Source organism: Mesorhizobium sp. M0598 (genome assembly GCF_040320865.1).
In the GTDB taxonomy this organism is placed as follows: Bacteria; Pseudomonadota; Alphaproteobacteria; order Rhizobiales; family Rhizobiaceae; genus Mesorhizobium.
In genome coordinates this window covers 218,829-240,422 of sequence record NZ_JAMYQL010000005.1, presented here as the reverse complement: position 1 = coordinate 240,422, position 21,594 = coordinate 218,829, and the positions used below count along the sequence as shown (strand labels likewise).

At 63.7% G+C, this 21,594-nt stretch carries 17 protein-coding genes; 8 read left to right on the top strand and 9 right to left on the bottom strand.

The features are described from left to right. Positions 1-31: 31 nt before the first annotated feature. The 6 genes from NKI59_RS09890 to NKI59_RS09865 all read right to left on the bottom strand — a co-directional run bounded on the left by NKI59_RS09890 (position 32) and on the right by NKI59_RS09865 (position 8,020). Positions 32-613, bottom strand: a complete 582-nt coding sequence (locus NKI59_RS09890; RefSeq protein ID WP_006327799.1) for a CarD family transcriptional regulator — start codon at positions 611-613, stop codon at positions 32-34. A 368-nt stretch (positions 614-981) separates the two neighbouring features. Continuing rightward, the gene (fdxA, locus tag NKI59_RS09885) at positions 982-1,320 is read right to left on the bottom strand and encodes a ferredoxin FdxA (protein WP_352452512.1); all 339 of its coding nucleotides are present in this window, start codon (positions 1,318-1,320) and stop codon (positions 982-984) included. Positions 1,321-1,468: 148 nt separating this feature from the next. After that, complete coding sequence (locus tag NKI59_RS09880; protein WP_023680553.1) at positions 1,469-1,855, bottom strand: RNA-binding S4 domain-containing protein; 387 nt, start codon at positions 1,853-1,855, stop codon at positions 1,469-1,471. 12 nt (positions 1,856-1,867) lie between these two features. Continuing rightward, positions 1,868-5,275 carry a helicase-related protein gene (locus NKI59_RS09875; RefSeq protein ID WP_352452510.1) on the bottom strand — a complete coding sequence of 1,136 codons (3,408 nt, stop codon included), beginning with the start codon at positions 5,273-5,275 and terminating at the stop codon, positions 1,868-1,870. A gap of 730 nt (positions 5,276-6,005) precedes the next feature. Continuing rightward, positions 6,006-6,731 carry an acetoacetyl-CoA reductase gene (gene phbB / locus NKI59_RS09870; protein WP_023678447.1) on the bottom strand — a complete coding sequence of 242 codons (726 nt, stop codon included), beginning with the start codon at positions 6,729-6,731 and terminating at the stop codon, positions 6,006-6,008. Between the two features lie 104 nt (positions 6,732-6,835). Next, entirely contained in the window at positions 6,836-8,020 is a 1,185-nt protein-coding gene (locus NKI59_RS09865) for an acetyl-CoA C-acetyltransferase (protein WP_352471180.1), read from the bottom strand. 278 nt (positions 8,021-8,298) lie between these two features. Here NKI59_RS09865 and phaR point away from each other — a divergent pair, with 278 nt between their 5' ends. Continuing rightward, the gene (gene phaR, locus NKI59_RS09860) at positions 8,299-8,907 is read left to right on the top strand and encodes a polyhydroxyalkanoate synthesis repressor PhaR (RefSeq protein ID WP_352703835.1); all 609 of its coding nucleotides are present in this window, start codon (positions 8,299-8,301) and stop codon (positions 8,905-8,907) included. Between the two features lie 68 nt (positions 8,908-8,975). Here phaR and NKI59_RS09855 read toward each other — a convergent pair whose 3' ends face one another. Then, positions 8,976-10,124, bottom strand: a complete 1,149-nt coding sequence (locus NKI59_RS09855) for a citrate/2-methylcitrate synthase (RefSeq protein ID WP_352703833.1) — start codon at positions 10,122-10,124, stop codon at positions 8,976-8,978. Positions 10,125-10,216: 92 nt separating this feature from the next. Here NKI59_RS09855 and NKI59_RS09850 point away from each other — a divergent pair, with 92 nt between their 5' ends. The 6 genes from NKI59_RS09850 (at position 10,217) to NKI59_RS09825 (ending at position 18,375) form a co-directional block, all read left to right on the top strand. Beyond that, positions 10,217-11,305, top strand: coding sequence for a citrate synthase/methylcitrate synthase (locus tag NKI59_RS09850; RefSeq protein ID WP_352703830.1), 1,089 nt, complete (start codon positions 10,217-10,219; stop codon positions 11,303-11,305). 201 nt (positions 11,306-11,506) lie between these two features. After that, complete coding sequence (locus tag NKI59_RS09845) at positions 11,507-12,289, top strand: 3-hydroxybutyrate dehydrogenase (protein WP_352703828.1); 783 nt, start codon at positions 11,507-11,509, stop codon at positions 12,287-12,289. A gap of 26 nt (positions 12,290-12,315) precedes the next feature. Beyond that, positions 12,316-13,446, top strand: coding sequence for a patatin-like phospholipase family protein (locus NKI59_RS09840; protein WP_352703966.1), 1,131 nt, complete (start codon positions 12,316-12,318; stop codon positions 13,444-13,446). 280 nt (positions 13,447-13,726) lie between these two features. Next, positions 13,727-14,938: an efflux RND transporter periplasmic adaptor subunit gene (locus NKI59_RS09835; protein WP_352703825.1), complete on the top strand. Its 1,212-nt coding sequence runs from the start codon at positions 13,727-13,729 to the stop codon at positions 14,936-14,938. Between the two features lie 2 nt (positions 14,939-14,940). Then, the gene (locus NKI59_RS09830; protein ID WP_352703823.1) at positions 14,941-18,117 is read left to right on the top strand and encodes an efflux RND transporter permease subunit; all 3,177 of its coding nucleotides are present in this window, start codon (positions 14,941-14,943) and stop codon (positions 18,115-18,117) included. A 99-nt stretch (positions 18,118-18,216) separates the two neighbouring features. Beyond that, a complete protein-coding gene (locus NKI59_RS09825; RefSeq protein WP_023678456.1) occupies positions 18,217-18,375 on the top strand; it encodes a DUF3309 family protein in 159 nt (52 codons plus the stop codon). A 66-nt stretch (positions 18,376-18,441) separates the two neighbouring features. Here the strand turns inward: NKI59_RS09825 and NKI59_RS09820 are convergent, their stop codons facing one another. Then, positions 18,442-19,401 (bottom strand): SDR family oxidoreductase, encoded by a 960-nt coding sequence (locus tag NKI59_RS09820; protein ID WP_352703821.1) that lies wholly within the window; start codon positions 19,399-19,401, stop codon positions 18,442-18,444. Positions 19,402-19,494: 93 nt separating this feature from the next. Between NKI59_RS09820 and NKI59_RS09815 the strand changes: the two genes are divergently transcribed. Beyond that, positions 19,495-20,406: a LysR family transcriptional regulator gene (locus NKI59_RS09815; protein ID WP_352703818.1), complete on the top strand. Its 912-nt coding sequence runs from the start codon at positions 19,495-19,497 to the stop codon at positions 20,404-20,406. On the opposite strand, the gene NKI59_RS09810 is transcribed toward NKI59_RS09815, so the two are convergent. After that, complete coding sequence (locus NKI59_RS09810) at positions 20,364-21,545, bottom strand: MFS transporter (protein WP_352703816.1); 1,182 nt, start codon at positions 21,543-21,545, stop codon at positions 20,364-20,366. The genes NKI59_RS09815 and NKI59_RS09810 overlap by 43 nt on opposite strands. Between the last annotated feature and the right edge of the window lie 49 nt (positions 21,546-21,594).

Here is a 21,594-nt window from a genome sequence, read left to right as displayed (position 1 = left end):
CGGGTTTTCCATGTTTCCTGGGCGAAAAGGCTCAGGCAGCTTCTTCCTGCTCGGCTTCCTCGTTGTCGGCCTTGGCGCCGCGCTTCGGGCCCTTGTTGAGGTTCACCTCGATGAGGCGGACCGCTTCGGTCTCCGACATGCGGTTGACGGCCGCGATCTCGCGGGCCATGCGGTCGAGGGCCGCCTCGTAGAGTTGGCGCTCGGAATAGGACTGCTCCGGCTGGTTATCGGCGCGGTAAAGGTCGCGCACCACTTCCGAGATCGAGATCAGATCGCCGGAGTTGATCTTGGCATCATATTCCTGGGCACGGCGTGACCACATGGTGCGCTTGACGCGGGCGCGGCCCTGCACGACCTTCAGCGCGCGCTCGACATAATCCTCTTCCGACAGCTTGCGCATGCCGATCGAGGTCGCCTTGGCGACCGGCACCTTGAGGCGCATCTTGTCCTTCTGGAAGTCGATGACGAACAGCTCCAGCTTGTGGCCCGCGACTTCCTGCTCGTCGATCGAGACGATCTGGCCGACACCATGCGCCGGATAAACGATGTACTCGCCGGTCTTGAAACCGTGGCGCGCTGCGGTGGACTTCTTCTGCGGGGTGATCGTTGCCATTACGCCCTGAACTCCTTGTTGTGGTACCGGCATCGTGCCGGCCCGAACTCGTGCGACCGGGGTGACCGGTCCTCAGCCACACAACGATGAACTCACCGGAAAGGCCAGGACCGGCAAATCGCAACATTGCGACCGCCTGCCCCAGATCGCTCTGGTCCGGATTGAGAAATTCACCTTTCAGTGATTTGGGGCGTTTGCGCCATAAATCGACGTTGTGTCACCGGCATGTTTGGTTGATATAACACAAAAAGTCGGAAGAATCAAGGTTTTGCTGCACGCGCGAAGGCCACGCGCCGTCGCCGCCTGTCAAGGCGGTTAATGTATCACGGCTGTTACGCGGCGTCAGGCCGCCGCAGCCGGCAGGCTCGTCAGTCGCCTTCGCCGGGCTCGGGGGAGAAATATTTCTCGAACTTGCCAGTTTCGCCATCGAAATTCTTAGCGTCGGCCGGCGGCTCCTTCTTGGCGGTGATGTTGGGCCATTTGTCGGCATATTCGGTGTTGATCTGCAGCCATTTGTCGAGGCCCGACTCGGTGTCGGGCTTGATCGCGTCGGCCGGGCATTCCGGTTCGCAGACACCGCAATCGATGCACTCGTCCGGGTGGATGACGAGCATGTTCTCACCTTCGTAGAAGCAGTCGACCGGACAGACCTCGATGCAGTCCATGTATTTGCATTTTATGCAATTGTCGGTCACGACGTAGGTCATTGGTCGGCTCCGGGACGTCCCATTTTGTTGGGCTTTTTTGGTGAGGTAACGCCTTTGTCCGCCGGTGGCAAGGGCGGCCCCTGCCAGCGGTGCCGCGGTTTCCGGAATGGAATTCCGGAAGGCCGGCAAAGCGGGCGTTCGACCTTGCTCAATCGTCGCCGAGCAGGTGGTCGGTCTGGCGGCGTTCCTTCTTCGTCGGGCGACCGCTGCCGGCCTCGCGCAACGGCGGCACCGCATCCGGAAGCGCCTCGCCCTTGGGCGCGGGGGGCGGCGACATGTCCTCGTAGAGCAGGCGGGCCTCTTCGGCCGGGCCACGCCGTACGCCGGTGCCAAGGACTTTCCAGACGAAGATCCGCCGCTCCAGCGTGATGGTCAAAACGTCGCCCGGCCGGACCGTATCGGAGGCCTGCGCTGCTTTGTCGCGATTGATGCGGACGCGTCCGGCGACGACCAGCTTGGCTGCCAGCGTGCGCGATTTTACCGCGCGCGAGAAGAACAGCCACTTGTCGATGCGCTGGCGGGCATCAGTGACCATTGGACGAGCAGCTTACTTCTTCAGCTGGTCGCGCAACGCGGCGAGCTTGGCGAAGGGCGAGTCCGGATCGAAGCGGACCGGGCGTTCCTCACGCGGCTTTGGCTGGAACGCCGGCTTTGCGCCTTGGGCGCCGCCTTTGCCGTCCTGCCGGCCAGCCTTCCAGTCGGGCCGGTTTTCGCGCCGGTCCGGGCGTTCACCTTGCGGCTTGCCGGCGCGCTGATCTGCCGCGTCGCCTTGCGGCCTGGGCTTGAACTTGCTGCGATCGAAGCGCGGCTTGCCGGCGCCGTCGCGCTGGTCGTGGCGCCCCTGACGGGCGGGCCGGTCGCCCGGCGTCGGTTGCCCGCCGGCATCTACCGGCGCATCGCTGCGGCTGTCCGGCGCAGCTTGACCATTGCGCGCGCGATTGTCCCGATGATTGTCCCGGGGGCGGTTGTCATGCTGGCGATGACGCGGGCGCTGGTCGAAACGACCCTGCCGCCATAACAGGATGGGTTTTGGCTCCTCGGCTTCTGGAGCAGCTTCGCCGGCGACGGCTCCTGCCGTCGCTGCAGGTTCGGCCGGCGATGCTTCCGTAGTGTCGGAAACCGGCGGTTCTGCCGGTGCCGCAGCCTCAGTTTCCGCCCCAGGTTCCGCCGTTGGCTCGGCCGCCGGTTCCGCAGGCGCTTCAGCAGTCGCCTCCGCGGCGGGCCGGGTCTCTTGCGTGACTTCTGCCGCAGCTTCAGGGGCTGGAGCTTCCGCGACAGGCTCTGCCGTCGCTTCGGTCACAGCTTCGGCCGCCGCCTCCGCAACAGGAGCCGCATCCGACACAGGTTCCGAAGCCTCCGCCGGCGGCTCTGCCGCGGCAGATGCTTCCGCCATCCTCGCCTGCTCGACTCGCGCAGCCTCTTCCGCCGCCTGCTTTGCAGCGGCCGCGTCACGCGCGGCATTATCCTGTGCTTCGAGCCGCGCCTTGACCTCGGCCGCCGGTTTGGCATCGGCGCGATAGCCGAGTCCCTTCAGGATTTCTTCCATGTCGTCGGCGGTGGCGCCGAGAATCGACATCATCGGCGGCGTCACCATGAAGGACTGGCCGTCATAGGCGCCGTCGGGGCGAGGACCGAGGCCCGGCTTCCAGTTGGTCGCCGGCCGGATCAGGTCGGCCAGCCGTTCGAGAATATCGACGCGTACAGCACGCCGGCCAAGATTGCGGTAGCCGGCAAGCTTGTAGAAGGTCTTGTCGAAGGTCGGATCGATGACCACCGAGGTGCGGCCGGAGGCCAGTGCGTGAACGACATCGCCGAAACCGGGCTTGTCCTTGCCGTCGTTTCTCAGCGCCCACAGCAGCGTTATCAGCCCGGCCGGCGCCGGTTTGATCAGCGCCGGCACGAAGACATGGTAGGCGCCGAAGCGCACTCCGAGACGGCGAAGCGCCGCGCGGCCTTCCTGGTCGAGCGACTTCATCTCGTCGGCGATGTCGCGACGGTTGATGAGGCCGAAATGCTCGACAAGCTGGAAAGCGATGCCGCGGCCGATGCCGGTGATCTGCTCGGCATTCTTGAGATCGACCAGCGGCTTCAGCAGGGATTCGATCTGGAAATTGACGAAGCGCTCGGCGCGCGCCGCAACCTTGTCGCGGGCCGGGCCGGTGAGTTGCTCGTCGGCCAGCAGAACCAGACGCGGCTTCAAAGCGTCTTCGCCGGCGACCAGCGTGCCGATCGGGGCGCCGATCCAGCGCAGCGTGCCATCCGAACCCAGCGCGATGTCGCCATTGGCCGAGGCGCCGAAGCGCTCGGCCCGCGCCTCGAACTCGGCGGCAAGCGCCTTCTGCGCCGCCGCCCGCACCGCCTTGGCGTCTTCGCCGCCGGCGCTCTGGTCGGCGGTGAAGCGGAAACCTTGCAACTCGCCGACGTGATGGCCTTCGACGAGGACGGTTCCGGTTGGGCTGATTTCGGCTTCAGGCATCGTGTTTTCTCTAAGGCGCCGCATGAGGACGGAAGTCCTGCGGTCTACAAAACGTTTCGTCAACCGCTCATGCAGCGCATCGGACAATCTGTCTTCGATTTCGCGCGTCTTTTCCTGCCAATGTGCCCGATCGGCCAGCCAGCCGGGCCTGTTGGAAACGAAGGTCCATGTGCGGATCTGGGCAATCCTGTGCGATAACGTGTCGATGTCGCCTTCGGTGGTGTCGGCACGGCGCACCTGCTCGGCCATGTAGTTCTCGTCGACATGGCCATGCCTGGCAAGGTCCATGTAAATGGAGGCAATCAAGTCGGCGTGCTGGGCCGGCGCGATCTTCCTGTAGTCGGGCAGCGCGCAGGCTTCCCACAGCAGCGCCACGCGCCTGGCATCGGTGGTGAGTGCCCGGACGTCCTCGTCGCGCGACAGATGCTCGAGCGCCTGTGCGTCTACTGCCGGCAGCGCGCGCGTCAGGCCTTCGACCGGGGCGTTGGTCTCAATCGACCGCTTCAGCGCATCGAGGTTGGCGAAATCGAAATGCGCGGTGCGCCACTGCAGTACTTTCACCGGGTCGAAATCATGCGCCTCGATTTTGTTGACCAGTTCATCATCCAGCGGATCGACCTGGCCGGTGACGCCGAAGGTGCCGTCGCGCAGATGCCGGCCAGCGCGGCCGGCAATCTGGCCGAGCTCGGCCGCCGTCAGGTTGCGGTACTGGTAGCCGTCGAATTTGCGGTTCTGGGCGAAGGCGACGTGGTCGAGGTCGAGGTTGAGGCCCATGCCGATGGCGTCGGTGGCGACGAGGTAGTCGACGTCGCCCGACTGGAACAGCGCCACCTGGGCGTTGCGGGTGCGCGGGCTGAGCGCGCCGAGCACGACGGCGGCACCGCCCTGCTGGCGGCGGATCAGCTCGGCGATGGCATAGACCTCGTCGGCCGAGAAGGCGACGATCGCGGTGCGCCGCGGCAGGCGGGTCAGCTTCTTCGAGCCGGCATAGGCAAGATGCGATAGGCGTGGCCGGGTCACCACCGACACGCCCCGCAGCAGGCGCTGCAGGATGCCGTGCATGGTGGCCGCGCCCAGCAGCAGCGTCTCCTGCCGGCCGCGCAGATGCAGGATGCGATCGGTGAAGATGTGTCCGCGTTCGAGATCGCCGGCGAGCTGGACCTCGTCGATGGCAACGAAGGCGGCGTCGGTCTCGCGCGGCATCGCTTCCACGGTGCAGACCGAGTATTTCGCGCCCGCCGGCTGGATCTTTTCCTCGCCGGTGATGAGCGCCACCTTATGGGCGCCGACCTTCTCGCAGACGCGCGTATAGACTTCGCGGGCAAGCAGCCTGAGCGGCAGGCCGATGACGCCGCTTTCATGCGCCACCATGCGTTCGATGGCGAGATGGGTCTTGCCGGTGTTGGTCGGGCCGAGCACGGCCGTCACGTCTCGACCCGACAGGATCAGCGGTTCAGTGTGTTTCGGATGGATGTTCATCGGCCTGGAAATAAGGCTCTCTGCCTCGCATTGTCGGGAGCGCGCCCATATTGGCCGCGTATGACAGGCGACACATAGGGATTTCGGGCGCGAAGCGAAAGCGGAATATGCCGAGGGCAGGCCGATTGGTTGGTTCGAAGCCAGAAAATCTGTTCCCGATTAACAGTTGGAACGAGTCTGGAACGAATCAGCGACGAATCACTGACTCGCGCTGATTCAGGGTTTGTTCACGGCTACATCTGGGTTTTCTGTCGGCGTACTCACCACATGCTGAATCGCGGAAACTGGCCCGATTTATGCAAGCGGCATCCAAGCGAGCACTGCGGTTAACCTTTGCCGGTGAATGGTCGTGGCCGGCCAATCTGCTTCGCACAACATTATGAAATTATTGATGTTTCCTAACGCGCTTTAATCATTTCGAGGGTGTTTTCAGCTCTCGCCGTTAACGTTCCGCTCAAAGCCGGAACGAATCGGCGACGAATCAGCGATAGCCGAAGTTTCTTGGTTTGTTCACTGCAACATGTTGTGTCGTGAACAGCTTTTCCACCGAAAACCCACAGGCTGCCGGACGGCTTTTGCACAGGCTGCGAGTTTGCCGTTAACCTTTGCGTGCCGGATTGGGGCAGCGTGCTGCATCGAGATCTTGCAACGGGAAGACCGCTATAGAAACGGGCCGTTTTGCAGGCCCGTTCGTCCAAGCGCGTATCTGTCTCAACGCAAAGATAAACGATCAGGCGATGTACTGGCCGCCATTGGCTGATATGGTCGAGCCGGTGATGAAACCGGCATCGTCGGAAGCGAGGAAGACGACGCAGCGCGCGATCTCCTCCGGCTCGCCGAGACGGCCGACCGGGATGTGCGGGATGACGCGCTCGTTGAGGACCTTCTCGTCCATTGCCTTGACCATCTCGGTGGCGATGTAGCCGGGGCAAATGACGTTGACGGTGATGCCGGCGCGTGCGCCTTCCTGGGCCAGTGCCTTGGTGAAGCCGATATCGCCGGCCTTCGAGGCCGAATAATTGACCTGGCCGACCTGGCCTTTCTGGCCGTTGATCGAGGAGATGGTGATGATGCGACCGAACTTGCGGTCGCGCATGCCGCCCCACAATGGATGCGTCATGTTGAAGACGCCGGAAAGGTTGGTGTCGAGGACCTCCTTCCATTGCTCGCGCGTCATCTTGTGGAACATCGCGTCGCGAGTGATGCCGGCATTGTTGACCAGCACCGAGACGGGACCGAGATCGGCTTCGATCTGTTTGATGCCGGCGGCGCAGGCCTCGTAGTCGGCGACGGACCATTTATAGACCGGGATGCCGGTCGCGGCCTTGAACTTTGCCGCCGCTTCTTCATTGCCGGCGTAGTTTGCGGCGACCGAATAGCCGGCGCTTTTCAAGGCGACCGATATCGCCGCGCCGATGCCGCGCGACCCGCCTGTGACGATTGCAACCTTTGTCATATGTCCTCCCGGGAAATGCAGATGACTGAGCGTTGAAGCGGTAGGGTTTGCCCTCTATTCCCTACTCGCTTTGCGCCAGCATCCTATTCGTATGCCTTATCTCATCACAATGCTTCCACGCACATGGCAACACCCATGCCGCCGCCGATGCACAGCGTGGCAAGGCCTTTCTTGGCACTTCTGCGGCGCATCTCGTAGACCAGCGTGTTGAAGATGCGGGCGCCCGAGGCGCCGACCGGATGGCCGATGGCGATGGCGCCGCCATTGACGTTGACGATGGCCGGATCCCAGCCCATGTCCTTGTTGACGGCGCAGGCCTGCGCGGCAAAGGCCTCGTTGGCTTCGACCAGATCGAGGTCGCCAACCGACCAGCCGGCCTTGGCCAGCGCCTTGCGCGAGGAGGGGATCGGTCCCGTCCCCATGATCTGCGGGTCGACACCGGCGGTCGCCCAGGAAACGATACGCACCAGCGGTGTGATGCCGCGCCTTGCGGCTTCCGCTTCGGTCATCAGCACCACGGCGGCAGCGCCGTCGTTGATGCCGGAAGCATTGGCAGCAGTCACCGTGCCTTCCTTGTCGAAGGCGGGCTTGAGCTTGGTCATGGCATCGATTGTCGCGCCGTGGCGGATGTATTCATCCTGGTCGACTACGGTGTCGCCCTTCCTGCCCTTGACTGTAAAGGCAACGATCTCGTCCTTGAATTTCCCGGCTTTCTGCGCGGCCTCGGCCTTGTTCTGGGAAGCCAGTGCGAACTGGTCCTGGTCGTCGCGGGTGATCTGGAACTGGCGAGCGACGTTCTCCGCGGTGTTGCCCATATGATAGCCGTAGAAGGCATCGGTCAGGCCGTCCTTTATCATGGTGTCGATCAGCTTGAAGTCGCCCATCTTGACGCCACCGCGCAGATGTTGCGCATGCGGAGCCATCGACATCGATTCCTGGCCGCCGGCAACGATGATCCTCGCGTCGCCCTGGGCTATCTGCTGCATGCCGAGCGCGATGGCGCGCAAGCCGGAGCCGCAGAGCTGGTTCAGGCCCCAGGACGTCGCCTCCTGCGGTACGCCGGCAGCCATTGCCGCCTGCCGCGCCGGGTTCTGCCCTTGAGCCGCGGTCAGGATCTGGCCGAGGATGACCTCGTCCACCTCCTTGCCGTCGACGCCGGCACGGACAAGCGCTTCCCTGACGGCGACGGCACCCAATTCATGGGCTGGCGTGTTGGCGAAGGCGCCGTTGAAGGAGCCGACAGGCGTGCGCGCCGCACTGGCGACAACGATGGCGTTGGAAGCGGACATGTTCTTCTCCAGGCTTTCGGGGAACGATTTCGGGTGCCGTCGGGGACTTTTCTTGCCCTTTCCACAACCCGAGTCAAACCCGAAATGCGCATGGCGTCCCACTGCCGCAAGCATGCCGCCCGTCGCTGCAACGGCGGCCCGTCCGTGCTGCGCAGCATAAAATGTTCCCGCACTGCACAAACTGCTTGGATTCATGACGCTTTTGCGCATATCCTTTAAAAAGGCGCAATCGTTACCGGCGGCTTACTTAAGCTGCCCGGTGTCCGGGGAGGATGCAGATGGCCGCAAAAGACGAACCTATTGTTATCAAGAAATATGCCAATCGCCGTCTCTACAATACGGGCACCAGCACCTATGTGACGCTCGAGGATCTCGCTGAAATGGTCAAAAGAGGCGAGGACTTTACTGTCCAGGACGCCAAGACCGGTGACGACATCACGCATCCGGTACTGACCCAGATCATCTTCGAGCTGGAGAACAAGGACGGGCAGAACATGCTGCCGATCCCGTTCCTGCGTCAGCTCATCGCCTATTACGGCGACCAGATGCAGATGATCGTGCCGAGCTTTCTCGAGCAGTCGATGCTGGCCTTCTCTAAGGAGCAGGAACGCTTTCGCGAGCAGATGAAAGACGCCCTCGGCAAGTCCCCGATGGACATGATGAAAATCACCACGCCGATCAAGGTGCTGGAGGAGCAGACGCGGCGCAACATGGAAATGTTCCAGAACGCCATGCGGCTGTTCACGCCGTTCCCGCCCGCGGGCTCGGCGCCGGCAGCAGCGCCGGCCGAACCGGCCAGGAAGGAAACGCCGGAAAAACCCGACGACCTTCAGGAGCTGAAGGAGCAGATCGCCGCGATGCAGCGCAAGCTCGACACGATGTCCTGACTGCCGGCTGGCGAAGTGCAGCGTCGGACCTTCCTTCAGGTGCTGCTGAGACTTCGCAAGCAGCGCGGCTAGAGCTGCTCCGGCAGCGGTCCCTGGTAGCGGGCGCGTGGCCGGATCAGGCCGTTGCTCGTCACCTGCTCCACGGCATGCGCGGCCCAGCCGACGCTGCGGCCGAGTGCGAACAGGCGGAACGGCGCATCGGACGGCAAACGGAGGCCGCGCGTCAGCGCGGCCAAGGCGAAATCGACGTTCGGGCGCATGCCCGTTGCCGCAAAGGCCGCATCGCAAAGCCGTAACAGCCCATCATCGACATCTATCGCGGCCAGCAACGGTTCCGCACGCGGATCGCCGTCGGGATAAAGCGGATGGCCAAATCCGGGCAGCGGCCTGTCGTGACCGAGCCAGCGTCCGACAGCCGCATCCGGCCCCAATCTCTGCGCATCCTCCGCCAGCATCATGACCGCCTCCGCGGCGCCGCCATGACGCGGCCCGGAGAGCGTGGCGAGGCCGGCAAGCAGGCAGGCCGAAACAGGTGCGCCGGTGGACGCGGCGACCCGTGCGGCGAAGGTCGATGCGTTCAATTCGTGATCGGCCAACAGCACGAGCGAGCGGCGGATCAAGTCTGCGCCGGCCGCATCGAGCGACCATCCCCGCGCCAGCCTTTCGTGCACGGCACCAGTTCCGGGAATCGCGCCGAGCGCCTGGGCCAAAGCGGCGATGGCGCCGGCCGCATCGTGGTTGAGCGAAGCCGATCTTCGGCCGAGCGAAGGCCGGCCGTTGGCCGCCAACGCGGCCAATTCCGCGAAGGCAGCCGGCCGGCCAGTTGCGCCGTTGCCATGGCGGCTCGCCGAGACGAACGACACTGGTGCGCCAGATGCCCAAAGCAGGTTTGCCGTCTGCTCCAGCGTGGCAGCCTCGCAGAGAGCAACCGCATCCTGGCCGCGATAGACAAGGCGGCCATGCAAAACGGTCGAGATCGTGGTGGCGATCGCCGGCTCACCCCAGGCAATTGCACTTTCGGCGATTGCCTGGGGATTTCGGCCACGAGCCCGGCGGCTCGCCAGCGCCGCGATATCGTCGGCGCGATACTGGCTGCGGCGTGGATCCGCCCGGTCCGGCCGCACGCCGATGCGTCCGCGGCTGACATAGGCATAGAGGGTCTGGGCCCGCACCTTGAGACGCTCCAGGGCTTCGTCCCGCGTCAGCCACTCCGTCATGTCAGCCTTGTCATGTTGATTCCGTTGATCAAGATTGATGGTCCAGTCACCAACCCTTATCTTCCACCCGGAAAGGGTCAAGGAGAAAACCAATGGCGAATGGGCTCGATGATGTGGTGGCGGCGGAAACGGTGCTCTCCGATGTTGACGGTCTTGGTGGCCGCCTGACCATCCGGGGCCATTCGTTGCCCGAACTGGCAGGCCGCTGGAAATACGCCGAGGTGGTTCATCTGCTGCTCGACGGCTTTTTCGACGATCTTCCCGGCGACAAGGAGCTGGCGAACGCGATCGGTCGGGCGCGCAGCGAAGTGTTCGAGCAGATCAAACCCTTGCTGCCGTTTCTCGCATCCCTCGATATCTACAGCGCAATGCGCGCCGGCATTGCCCTGCTGCCGGACGGCGACAAATTGCCGGACGCGCTCCGGCTGGTTGCGGCACCTGCCGTGCTGACGCCGGCCTTGCTGCGCCTGCAGCGCGACGACAGCCCGATTGCGCCCGATAGCAAGGCCGATCATGCCGCCGACATGCTGCGGATGCTGACCGGCATTGCGGCCTCGCCTAAATTGGCGAAGGCGCTCGATGCCTATCTCGTGACGGTTTGCGACCATGGCCTCAACGCATCGACCTTCGCCGCGCGCGTGGTCGCTTCGACGCAGGCCGGGCTTACTTCGGCGGTGCTGGCCGGGCTCGGAGCGCTCAAGGGGCCGCTGCATGGCGGCGCGCCAGGTCCGGTGATCGAGATGCTGGATGCGATCGAGGCGCATGGCGATGCCGCTGGTTGGCTGCGTGGCGAGATCGCGCGCGGCCGCCGCATCATGGGCTTCGGGCATCGCATCTACCGTGTGCGCGATCCGCGTGCCGACGTGCTGAAAGCGGTGGTGCGGCAACTCGGCGCCAAGGGCGAAGCCGGCCACCGGCTGGCCTTTGCCGAAAGCGTGGAGCAAGCGGCGCTCGAAGTGCTCCGCATCGCCAAGCCGTCGCGCTCGCTCCAGACCAATGTCGAGTTCTTCACAGCGCTCCTGCTGGAAGCGGCGGGCTTTCCGGAAGAGGCGTTCACCAACGTCTTTGCTGCCGGGCGCGTCGCCGGCTGGATTGCCCATGCGCGCGAGCAGCAGACGAGCGGACGGCTGATCCGGCCGCAGTCGCGCTATATCGGGCCGGTCCCAGACCTCGTCGCCTGAGGATTTTCCCCGCATGCCTTGCGGAAACCGGCCCGCCACAGCCGGTGCCGGACACTCTCTCGTCAAGATGAGACAGGAGCCCTCATAACAAAAATTTCATGTCATTGCTCCACACATCCGCTGTTCTTGGGTGACAGAGAGCCTATATGCTGCAGTGCAGCATGGTTCCATGGGAGCCCGCCTCGAAAGGAATAGCCAGCCTTGACCGCCAGAAAAACCGCCATCGTCACGGGTTCCACCTCGGGCATCGGCCTGGCCATTGCCCACGCGCTCGCGGCCGAAGGCTGCAACGTCGTCGTCAATTCCTTTTCCGACACCGCCGACGATCACGCCATCGCCGACGCGATCGCGAAGCACCACGAGGTGAAGACCGTCTACGTCAAGGCCGACATGTCGAAGCCGGCCGAGTGCCGGGCTTTGGTGGCGAAGGCAGCCGAGGCATTCGGCTCGGTCGACATCCTGGTCAACAACGCCGGCATCCAGCATGTCGCGCCGGTCGAAAGCTTCCCGATCGAGAAATGGGATGCGATCATCGCCATCAACCTGTCATCGGCCTTCCACACCATCGCAGCCGCCATCCCGTTGATGAAACAGGCCGGTGGCGGCCGGATCGTCAACGTCGCCTCGGCCCACGGCCTTGTCGCCTCGCCGTTCAAGTCGGCCTATGTCTCGGCCAAGCATGGCATTATGGGCTTGACCAAAACTGTCGCCCTGGAGCTGGCGCGCGACAAGATCACCTGCAATGCCATTTGTCCGGGCTATGTGTTGACGCCGCTGGTCGAGGCGCAGATCCCCGACCAGATGAAGGCCAACAAGATGGACCGCGAGACGGTGGTCCGTGAGGTCATGCTCGAAAAGCAGCCGACCAAGGAGTTCGTCACCGTCGAGCAGGTTGCGGCGGCCGCGGTGTTCCTATGCTCGGATGCGGCGGCGCAGATCAACGGCGCGCACATCTCTGTCGATGGCGGCTGGACCACTCAGTGAGGCTTCCAGCGGTCAAGGGCCACGCCATGCCGAAAAATGGCAAGGCGGAAGAGCCAAAGAAGATCAATGTCGCGCTGCAAGGCGGCGGTTCGCACGGGGCGTTTTCCTGGGGCGTGCTCGATCGGCTGCTTGAGGACGGGCGCCTCGACATAACGGCGGTTTCGGGCACCAGCGCCGGCGCCATGAATGCCGTGGCGCTGGCCGACGGCTTTGTCCGCGGCGGTGTCGAGGGCGCGCGGCGGAAGCTCGACGATTTCTGGCGTGTGGTGGCGGCAAAGGGCCGCTTCAGCCCGGTACAGCGCATGCCTTGGGACGTCGCCTGGGGCAATTGGTCGATCGAGAACACGCCCGGCTATTTCCTGTTCGATACGATGTCTCGGGTATTTTCGCCCTATGTCGCCAATCCGCTCGCCATCAATCCGCTGCGCGACGTGGTCGAACGTGAGATCGATTTCGACAATGTGCGCGCCTGCAAGTCGATGGAACTGTTCATTTCCGCTACCAATGTCGAGACCGGCCAGTTGCGGGTCTTCTCGGACGGCGAGATCGACCTCGACACGGTGATGGCGTCGGCCTGCTTGCCGCAATTGTTCCGTGCCGTCGAGATCAAGGGGGTGCCCTATTGGGATGGCGGTTATGGCGGCAACCCGGCACTGTTCCCGTTCTTCAAGACGGCGGCCACCGAGGACGTGCTTTTGGTGCAGATCAATCCGGTGGTCCGCGAGGGGACGCCGAAGAGCGCCAATGAGATCCAGAACCGCATCGACGAGATCACCTTCAATGCCGGGCTGTTGCGCGAATTCCGCTCGATCGCCTTCGTCAAGGAACTGATCGCCGCCGGCCGATTGCCGCACGGCGAATATCGCGACATCCGCATGCACCGCATCGATGCCGACGAAGCGTTCAAGGATCTGTCGGCATCGTCCAAGGTCAATGCCGAATGGGCGTTCCTTGCCTATCTGCGCGACCTTGGCCGCACCGCAGCCAGTGATTGGCTGGAAGAAAATTATGACGCCGTCGGCAAGCGGCCGACGATCGATCTGTCCGGCGAACTCGACGACGGCTTGAAGCCGGTGCGCGGGCCGGCGCCGGGCCGGCGGGTCAAGGAATTTCTTGCGGCGCGCAAGCAGCCCGAGGCCGCCCGCCGTCCGGCCTAGCTGCTTCGCAAGCAGATGGCATTCGCAATCTGTCCAATCATCCTGACACTTGCTGCCATACTGCTGTTTTGGCGATCAACAGCCGATGCTGCAGCCGCATCTTTGCGGACAAAGCAACAACCCATCAACTTTTCTGACTATATTGCGCCGCAACTTTGAGGTAGAAGCGCGCTTCGCCGATCACGGCAATTTGAATACGGCCTCGCGCGCACCCATATCGGCGACGCGCCCCAAGTAGAAGATGCGGCTTGGCCGAACCCCGCGCACTGGAACAATAACGATGCCGAAATTCAGGTTTCACAAGCTTGCAGCCATTGTTGTGCTCATCGGGTTCGCCGGTTGGATGGCGACAGGCGAATTCTCGTCCGTCGGCAGCGCGTCCGCCGACAACAAGCCCAAGGCAGGAGAGGTCGAGCAGCCCAAGGCAGCCGACGCAGGCAAGCCCCAAACTGGCAAACAGGGGGCTGCCAAGCCGGGGACTGCCGAGGCGGAACAGCCCAAGGCGCCGTTACGCACGGTCGCGGTAATAACCCCGCCGCGGCGCACCTATGCACGCGCTATCCGCATTTCCGGACTGACCGAAGCCGATAAGCGCGCCGTCCTGGCGACACGCGTCGCCGGCGTCATCGACAAACTGCCGGTCAAGCAGGGCCAGCACGTCAAGACCGGCGACCTCATCCTGATGCTTGCCGCCGAGGAAAAAATCTCGGCGGTCGACAACGCCAAGCAGCTTGTCGTGCAACGTGAGGCCGAGCTGGCTGCGGCCCTGCGGCTGATGAAAACCGGCAATCTGCCCAAGCTGCAGCTCGATACGGCCCGTTCCAACCTGACGCTGGCCAAGTCGCAACTGGACGCAGCGCAAGCCGAGCTCGACCGCAATGAGGTGAAGGCGCCCTTCGACGGCGTCATCGACCGGGTGCCGGTGGAGCTTGGCAGTTCCGTCATGCAGGGCGGCGAGGTGGCGACCATTCTCAAGCTCGATCCGGTGATCGCCCGCGGCGAAGTCAGCGAACGCGATCTCGGCTATCTGAAGATCGGTGACGAAGCCAATGTGCGCCTGGTCAGTGGCCAGACCGTCAAGGGTACGGTGCGCTACATCAGCCGGGATGCATCTTCGGCAACCCGTACGTTCCGCGTCGAAGTCGCTATCCCCAATGCCGATGGGTCCGTACCGGCCGGCATGACGGCAGAAATTGCGCTCAGCGCCCAGCCGACCGACGCCGTGATGCTGCCGCGATCGGTGGTGACGCTCGGCGACAAGGGCGACCTCGGCATCCGTGCCGTCGACAAGGACGACAAGGTCGTGTTCTTCCCGATCGATCTGGTCGACGACACGCCAACCGGCCTGGTGCTCGGCGGCATTGCGGTCGACGCCCGCATTATCGTCGCCGGCCAGGAGCTGGTGAAGGAAGGCGAGGTGGTCAAGCCGGTCGCAGCCGACCAGGCGACCATTCAAAAGCTGTTGGGCGAAGCGACGGCCGGGACGCAGTAATCATGGACATCGTCAAACTTGCTATCAGCAATGCCCGGCTGACCATTGCGGTCCTGGTCTTTCTCATCCTGGCAGGTGCGGTCGCCTACCAGTCGACGCCGAAGGAAGCGGAACCCGACGTTCCGATTCCGATGATGTATGTCAGCCTGATCTACCAGGGCATCTCGCCGGAAGACTCCGAACGGCTCCTGCTGCGGCCGATGGAAGCCAAGCTGAAGAGCCTGAAGGGCCTGAAAGAGATGCGGTCGGCCGCCTTCCAGGGCGGCGGTTATGTGCTCGTCGAATTCCAGCCACAGACGGACCTCGCCACCGCGCTGCAGGACACACGCAGCAAGGTGCAGGACGGCAAGGCCGACCTGCCGCAAGCGGCTGAGGAGCCCGTGGTCTCCGAGGTCAACATCTCCGAGTTCCCCGTCCTGGTCGTGACGCTGTCGGGCGAGGTGCCCGAGCGCGTGCTGACGGCGGCGGCGCGCGAGCTGCGCGACCGCATCGAGGAAGTGCCTGGCGTGCTCGAGGGCTCGCTGCAGGGTGCGCGCGACGACCTCGTCGAAGTGGTCATCGATCCGATGAAGCTGTCTTCCTACGGGCTGCAGCTCGATCAGTTGATCGGTGCGGTCGGCGCTTCCAACAGTCTTGTCGCCGCCGGCAATATCGAAGGATCCGAGGGCAAATACGCGGTCAAGGTGCCGTCGCTTATCGAGACGCCAGAGGATGTGGCGGCGCTTCCGGTCGTCGCCGGCCCCAATGCGGTGGTGCAGGCCAAGGACATTGCCACCATCCGCTCCACATTCAAGGACGCCGAGACGGTCACCCGCCTCGACGGCAAGCCGGCGATCGCCATCGAGGTGAAGAAGCGCATCGGCTCCAACCTGATCGATACGATTGGCAAGGTCAGGGAGGTGTCCGACGCCTTCATCAAGACGATGCCGGAGGGCATGCACGTCACCTACACGCAAGACAAGTCCGTCTTCGTGAACCAGTTGCTCGGCGACCTGCAGAACCACGTGATGATCGCCGTGATCCTGGTGTTCATCGTCATTCTCTACGCGCTGTCTGGCCGTGCCTCGCTGCTGATCGGATTGGCCATCCCCTCATCCTTCCTGATCGGCATCCTGTTGCTGGCAATGATGGGCTACACGATCAACATGATCGTGCTGTTCAGCCTCATCCTGGCGGTCGGCATGCTGGTCGACGACGCCATCATCGTCACCGAATTCGCCGAGCGCCGCATGAGCGAGGGCATGCCGAAGGAGCAAGCGTTCGCGCTTGCCGCCAAGCGCATGGCCGGCCCGGTCATCGCGGCGACGATGACGCGCATTGCCGCCTTCTCGCCGCTGTTGTTCTGGCCGGGCATTATCGGCGACTTCATGAAATACATGCCGATCACGCTGATCGTGACGCTCTCGGCCTCGATGCTCTATGCGCTGGTCTTCGCGCCGACGCTGGGCGCGATATTTGCCAAGGCGCCGGCCCATCACCCCGACGACAATCGCGACGGCTGGTACATGGCCGTGGTCAAGCAGGCGGTGCATTATCCCATCACCGTGCTTGTCCTCACCGTGGCGCTGTTGTTCGGCGTCGGCTACGCCTATTCGAAATTCGGTGCCGGCGTCGAATTCTTCCCGAATGTCGAGCCTGACTACGGCCTGCTCTATGTCCACGCCCGCGGCAATCTTTCGCTTGCCGAAATGGACGCGGCCACCAAGACCGCGGAAAATCGGCTGCTCGGTTGGCCGGGCGTGAAGTCTGTCTATACCCGTGTCGGCAAGACGCAGGGCGGCGGCCAGGATGTTCCGGAAGACGTGGTTGGCGTGATCCAGTACGAATTCGTCGATTGGCGCGAGCGTAAATCGGCGAACTCAATCCTGGACGAACTGCGGGGCGTTATGGCCGGCATTCCCGGTGTCGACGTCGAGGTTCGCGTGCCGGAAGCCGGCCCGCCTACCGGCAAGCCGATCCAGATCAGGCTTTCGGCCGTCGATCCGAAGGGCCTTGACGACAAGGCCCGCGCCGTCGCCGCGCGCATAGCCAAGGTGCCCGGCGTCATCGATATTTCCGACGGCCTGGCGCCGCCCGGCGTCGACTGGGCGCTCGAGGTCGATCGCGCCAAGGCGGCGCAGTACGGCATCAGCCCAACTGCGGTCGGAACGGTGGTGCAACTGGTGACCAACGGGCTGAAGCTCAGCGAATACCGGCCCGCTGGCGCCGACGATGCAGTCGACATCAGGCTGCGCCTGCCCGAGGATCGGCGCACGCTGTCGACGCTCGACGAACTGCGGGTGCAGACCGCGCAAGGCTCGGTGCCGATCTCGAACTTCGTCGTGCGCAAGCCAGAGCCGACGGTCGGTATCCTCAACCGCATCGACGGCGCGCGAACTGTGGTCGTCCAGGCCAACGTCGCTGCCGGCGCCCAGGTGGCTGCCGTCCAGCAGGAGGTCACCAAAGCTGTCGCCGACATGAACCTCGGCAGCGGCATTCGCTGGAAGCTTGCCGGTTCGAATGAGGACAGCGCGGAGGCTGGTGCCTTCCTCAGCAAAGCCTTCGGTGCGGCGATCTTCCTGATCTTCATCGTGCTTCTGGCGCAGTTCAACAAGTTCACCAGCGTCTGGCTGGTGCTGTCCTGCGTGGTCATGGCGACGATCGGCGTGTTCCTCGGGCTGCTGCTGACGGGAGAGGCATTCGGCATCGTCATGTCGGGCATCGGTGTCATCGCGCTGGCCGGTGTGGTGGTGAACAACAACATCGTGCTGATCGACACCTATGACCGGTTGCGCGAAGAGGGCTGGGACAAATACGAAGCCGTTCTGCAGACCTGCCGCGAACGTGCCCGTCCGGTGGTGCTGACGGCGGTGTCGGCGATCCTCGGCGTGCTGCCGATTGCTTTCGGCCTCGGCCTCGAAATCTTCCATCACGAGACGACGATCAACGCGCCGTCGACGCAATGGTGGATTTCGCTGTCTTCGGCGATCGTCTTCGGGCTGTCCTTCGCCACCGTGCTGACGCTGGTGGTGACGCCGTCGATGCTGATGGTGTTCACTCGCGCCAAGGTCAAACCCGGTGCGAGTCGTGGCTGGTTCAGTCGCCTGTTGGGGCGTCGAAAGGCCGAAATCCCGTCGAAAGGCCTGGACGCCGATCTGGGCGCCGAACCGGCGATCGCCTTCCCGAAGGCCGCCGAATAGAGTCCGGATCGCCGTCCTGATCAAGCAAAGGCCGCCCGGGAACAATGGGCGGCCTTCTGCATTGTTCCGTCATTGCAACCTCAAAGCGAGGATTTTCTGATGACGATCAGCACCATTCTCATCATTATCCTTATTCTTATTCTGATCGGCGCGGTTCCGGCGTGGCCGCATTCCCGGTCCTGGGGTTACGGACCATCCGGCATCGTCGGCGTCATCCTGATCGTTGTCCTGGTGCTGCTGTTGATGGGCCGGATCTGAGCGCAACCTTCCTCCCCGACCAGCGGCGGATGACCGTGAGGCCGTCCGCCTTTTTTTGGTTTGTTGTTAGGCAACTTTTTGCGTCGTCTTGATCGTGGCGATGCCGATATCCTCGAGCGCTTCCGACACTGCATTTTCCAGCGGCGTGTGCGGGATCGTACCGATAACGCTTTCCAGCCTGCCTGAAACCAGCCGGTGCGGCTCGAAGCGGAGATAGGACATCGAAACGATCTCGCGCCACATCGCCACGAACGGGCCGCCGGCACGCAGCACCCACCACGGCATCGACGTCAGTTTCAGCGAGCGCCCGAGCGCCTTCTCCGCGGCCGCCTTGATCTGCAGGTCGGTCACCGCATGGCCGGGAAAGTTCAGCGCCTCGTAGAAGCCGAGCTTGTCGAGATTGTCAGCCAGACCGACGAAGGTCTTGGCCAGGTCGGGCAAATAGGCCCATTCATGCACGAGATCGACCGGCCCGGGGGCGGTATAGACGCCCTTGGTCATCTTGGCGGCAACAACCAGATCGAACCACGATCCGCTGCCGGTGCCGCCGAAGAAATCACCAGCGCGCAGCAGGATCGTGCGCACCCGACCTGCATCAGCCTCGCGGCGAAACAGGTCCTCCATGGCGACGCGGATACGGCCCTTTTCCGTCGTCGGGCGAAACGGCGTGTCTTCGGCGATCACCGCCGGCATTTGCGAGCCGTAATTGTAGACGGTGCCCGGGAAGAGATGCAGCGCGCGGTTCGCCTGGCAGGCAGCCATCACATTCTCGGCCATCGGCAGGCATTTGCTCCAGTCGGTGTAGAGCGGGTTGAGGCCGTTGAAAATGATATCGACGCCTTCGGTCGCGCGGATCAGCGCAGCACGGTCGAGCGCGTCGCCGGCGATCGCCGCAGCGCCTTTGAGCTCGGCCGGCACCTTGCCGCTGCGGGTGATGGCACAGACATCGTAGCCGGCATCGAGGAAGGCCTTGGCGACCGTGCGGCCGAGGCGGCCATTGGCGCCGAGAATTGCGATCGTGGTCATTGTTCGTCTCCGTATTGCGTTAAGACGCCAATATTGTCTCTTCGCAAACGAATGAAAATTGACTACGATTGGCGATATGATATTCAATTTTGAATGGATATTGACTGGAACCTAATCAAGAGTTTCGTCACCGTGGCGGAGACCGGCAGCCTGTCGGCCGCCGCGCGAAAACTTGCCGCGAGCCAGCCGACGCTCGGCCGCCACATCACCGAGCTGGAACAGGCGCTCGGTGTCACGCTGTTCCGGCGCGGGCGGCGTGGCTACGCGCTCACGGAAGCGGGCAGCACGCTCTTTGAACGGGGCCGCGCGGTGAGCGAGCAGGCGAGCGCCTTTTCGCTGCTGGCGCTGGGATCGGTCGAGGCGATAGAGGGTACGGTGCGCATTGCCGCCAGCGAAGTGGTGGCGGCCTATGTGCTGCCGGAAATCACAGCGAGGCTTGGGTTCGAGGAGCCGGGCATCGAGGTCGAGATCGTCGCCTCGAACCAGGTCGAGAATCTGCTGCGTCGCGATGCCGATATCGCCATCCGCATGGTCAAGCCGGCGCAGAATGAACTGGTCGCGCGCAAGGTGACCGACATTCCGCTCCGCGCCTGCGCGGCAAAATCCTATCTGGACCGGCGTGGCCGTCCGCGCGAGGCCCGCGATCTTGCCGGCCATGATCTGGTCGGCTTCGACCGCAGCGATGAGATCATTCGCGGCTTTGCCCAGTTCGGCGTCGCGCTCGCCCGCAATGCCTTCCGCTTCAGGACCGATAATCAGATCGTGCTGTGGGAAGCGGTGCGGGCGGGAAACGGCATCGGCTTTGGCCAGGAGCCGCTCGCCGACCGCGATCCGCTGGTCGAGACAGTGCTGCCGGGTCTCCCGCTGCCGACGCTGCCGGTGTGGCTGGCCATGCACCGCGACGTGCGTACCAGCGTGCGCATCCGCCGCGTCGCGGATTTCCTCTACGAAGAGTTCAAGCGCTATTCAGCCGGTGCAGGCTCGGCAGCAAATTCAGCGCGGTGAGCGAGCCCGGCCATCACCAGCACGACGACCAGCAGCCCGGACAGAGCGACGAAGATCGGGCCGAAGCTCGAGTGCTCGGCGATGAAGCCGATCGCCGACGGCGCCACCAGAATGCCTGAGTAACCCATTGTGGTGACGACGCTCATGCCGGTGCCGGACGCCATGCCCTCCTGGTTGCCGCCGGCCGAAAAGATGATCGGCACCATGTTGGCAATGCCGAGGCCGCAAAAGGCAAAGGCGGCAATGGCCAGCCAAGGCGAGGGAGCCAGCCCGGCCACCAGCATGCCGGCAGCAGCGGCAAGGGCCGAGGCGCGCAACGTCGTAACGGCACCGAAACGGTTGCGGACGCCATCGCCGAGAAAGCGCATGATGGCCATGACTCCGGAAAAGGCGGCATAGGCCAGGCCTGCGATGGCAAGATCGGCGCCGAGCTCCTGCCTGAGATACAGCGCCGCCCAGTCGAGTACCGCACCTTCGGAGATCATTGTCAGCAGCGCCATCAGCCCAACCAGATAGACCAGCGGGTTTGCCGGCAGCGCGAATTTGTGGTGCTCGGCGACTGGGTGCTTGTCCTCGGCGATCAGGTAGCGGACCGCTACGGCGATGACGGCAAAGGCAAGAGCCGTCACCACCGTCGCATGGGCGAGGTGACCGTAGTTCTGGATGGCGAAACCGCCCAAAGCGCCGCCGGCGAAACCGCCAAGGCTCCAGAAGCCGTGCGAGGACGACATGATGGCACGGGACAGCCGCCGTTCGACTGCCACTGCGTTGGCATTCATGGCGACGTCCATGCCGCCGATCGAACCGCCGAAGATGAACATGGCGACGGCCGCAAGGGGCACGTTGGGGGCCAGAGCCACAACCAAAAGGCCGAAGCTGCCGGCAAGTCCGAACCAGCGCAGCACCGTGCGCGAGCCATGCTTCGAGATCAGATGACCGCACCAGGTCATGGCGGTGACGGCGCCGGCACCGAACAACAGAATCAGCAAGCCGAGCGTGAACTTCGAAATGTCGAGTCGCGTCAGGAACACCGGGATCTGCGGCGCCCAACTGCCGGTCAAGAAGCCGTTGGCGAGGAAGATGCCGGCCACTGCCCAGCGTCCACGAATCGCGATCTGCGTGATTTTCTGCGCGTCCATCGGGTAGAATCCGGTCCGGAAATGGCGTTGCGCGGCAAATTAGATCGAT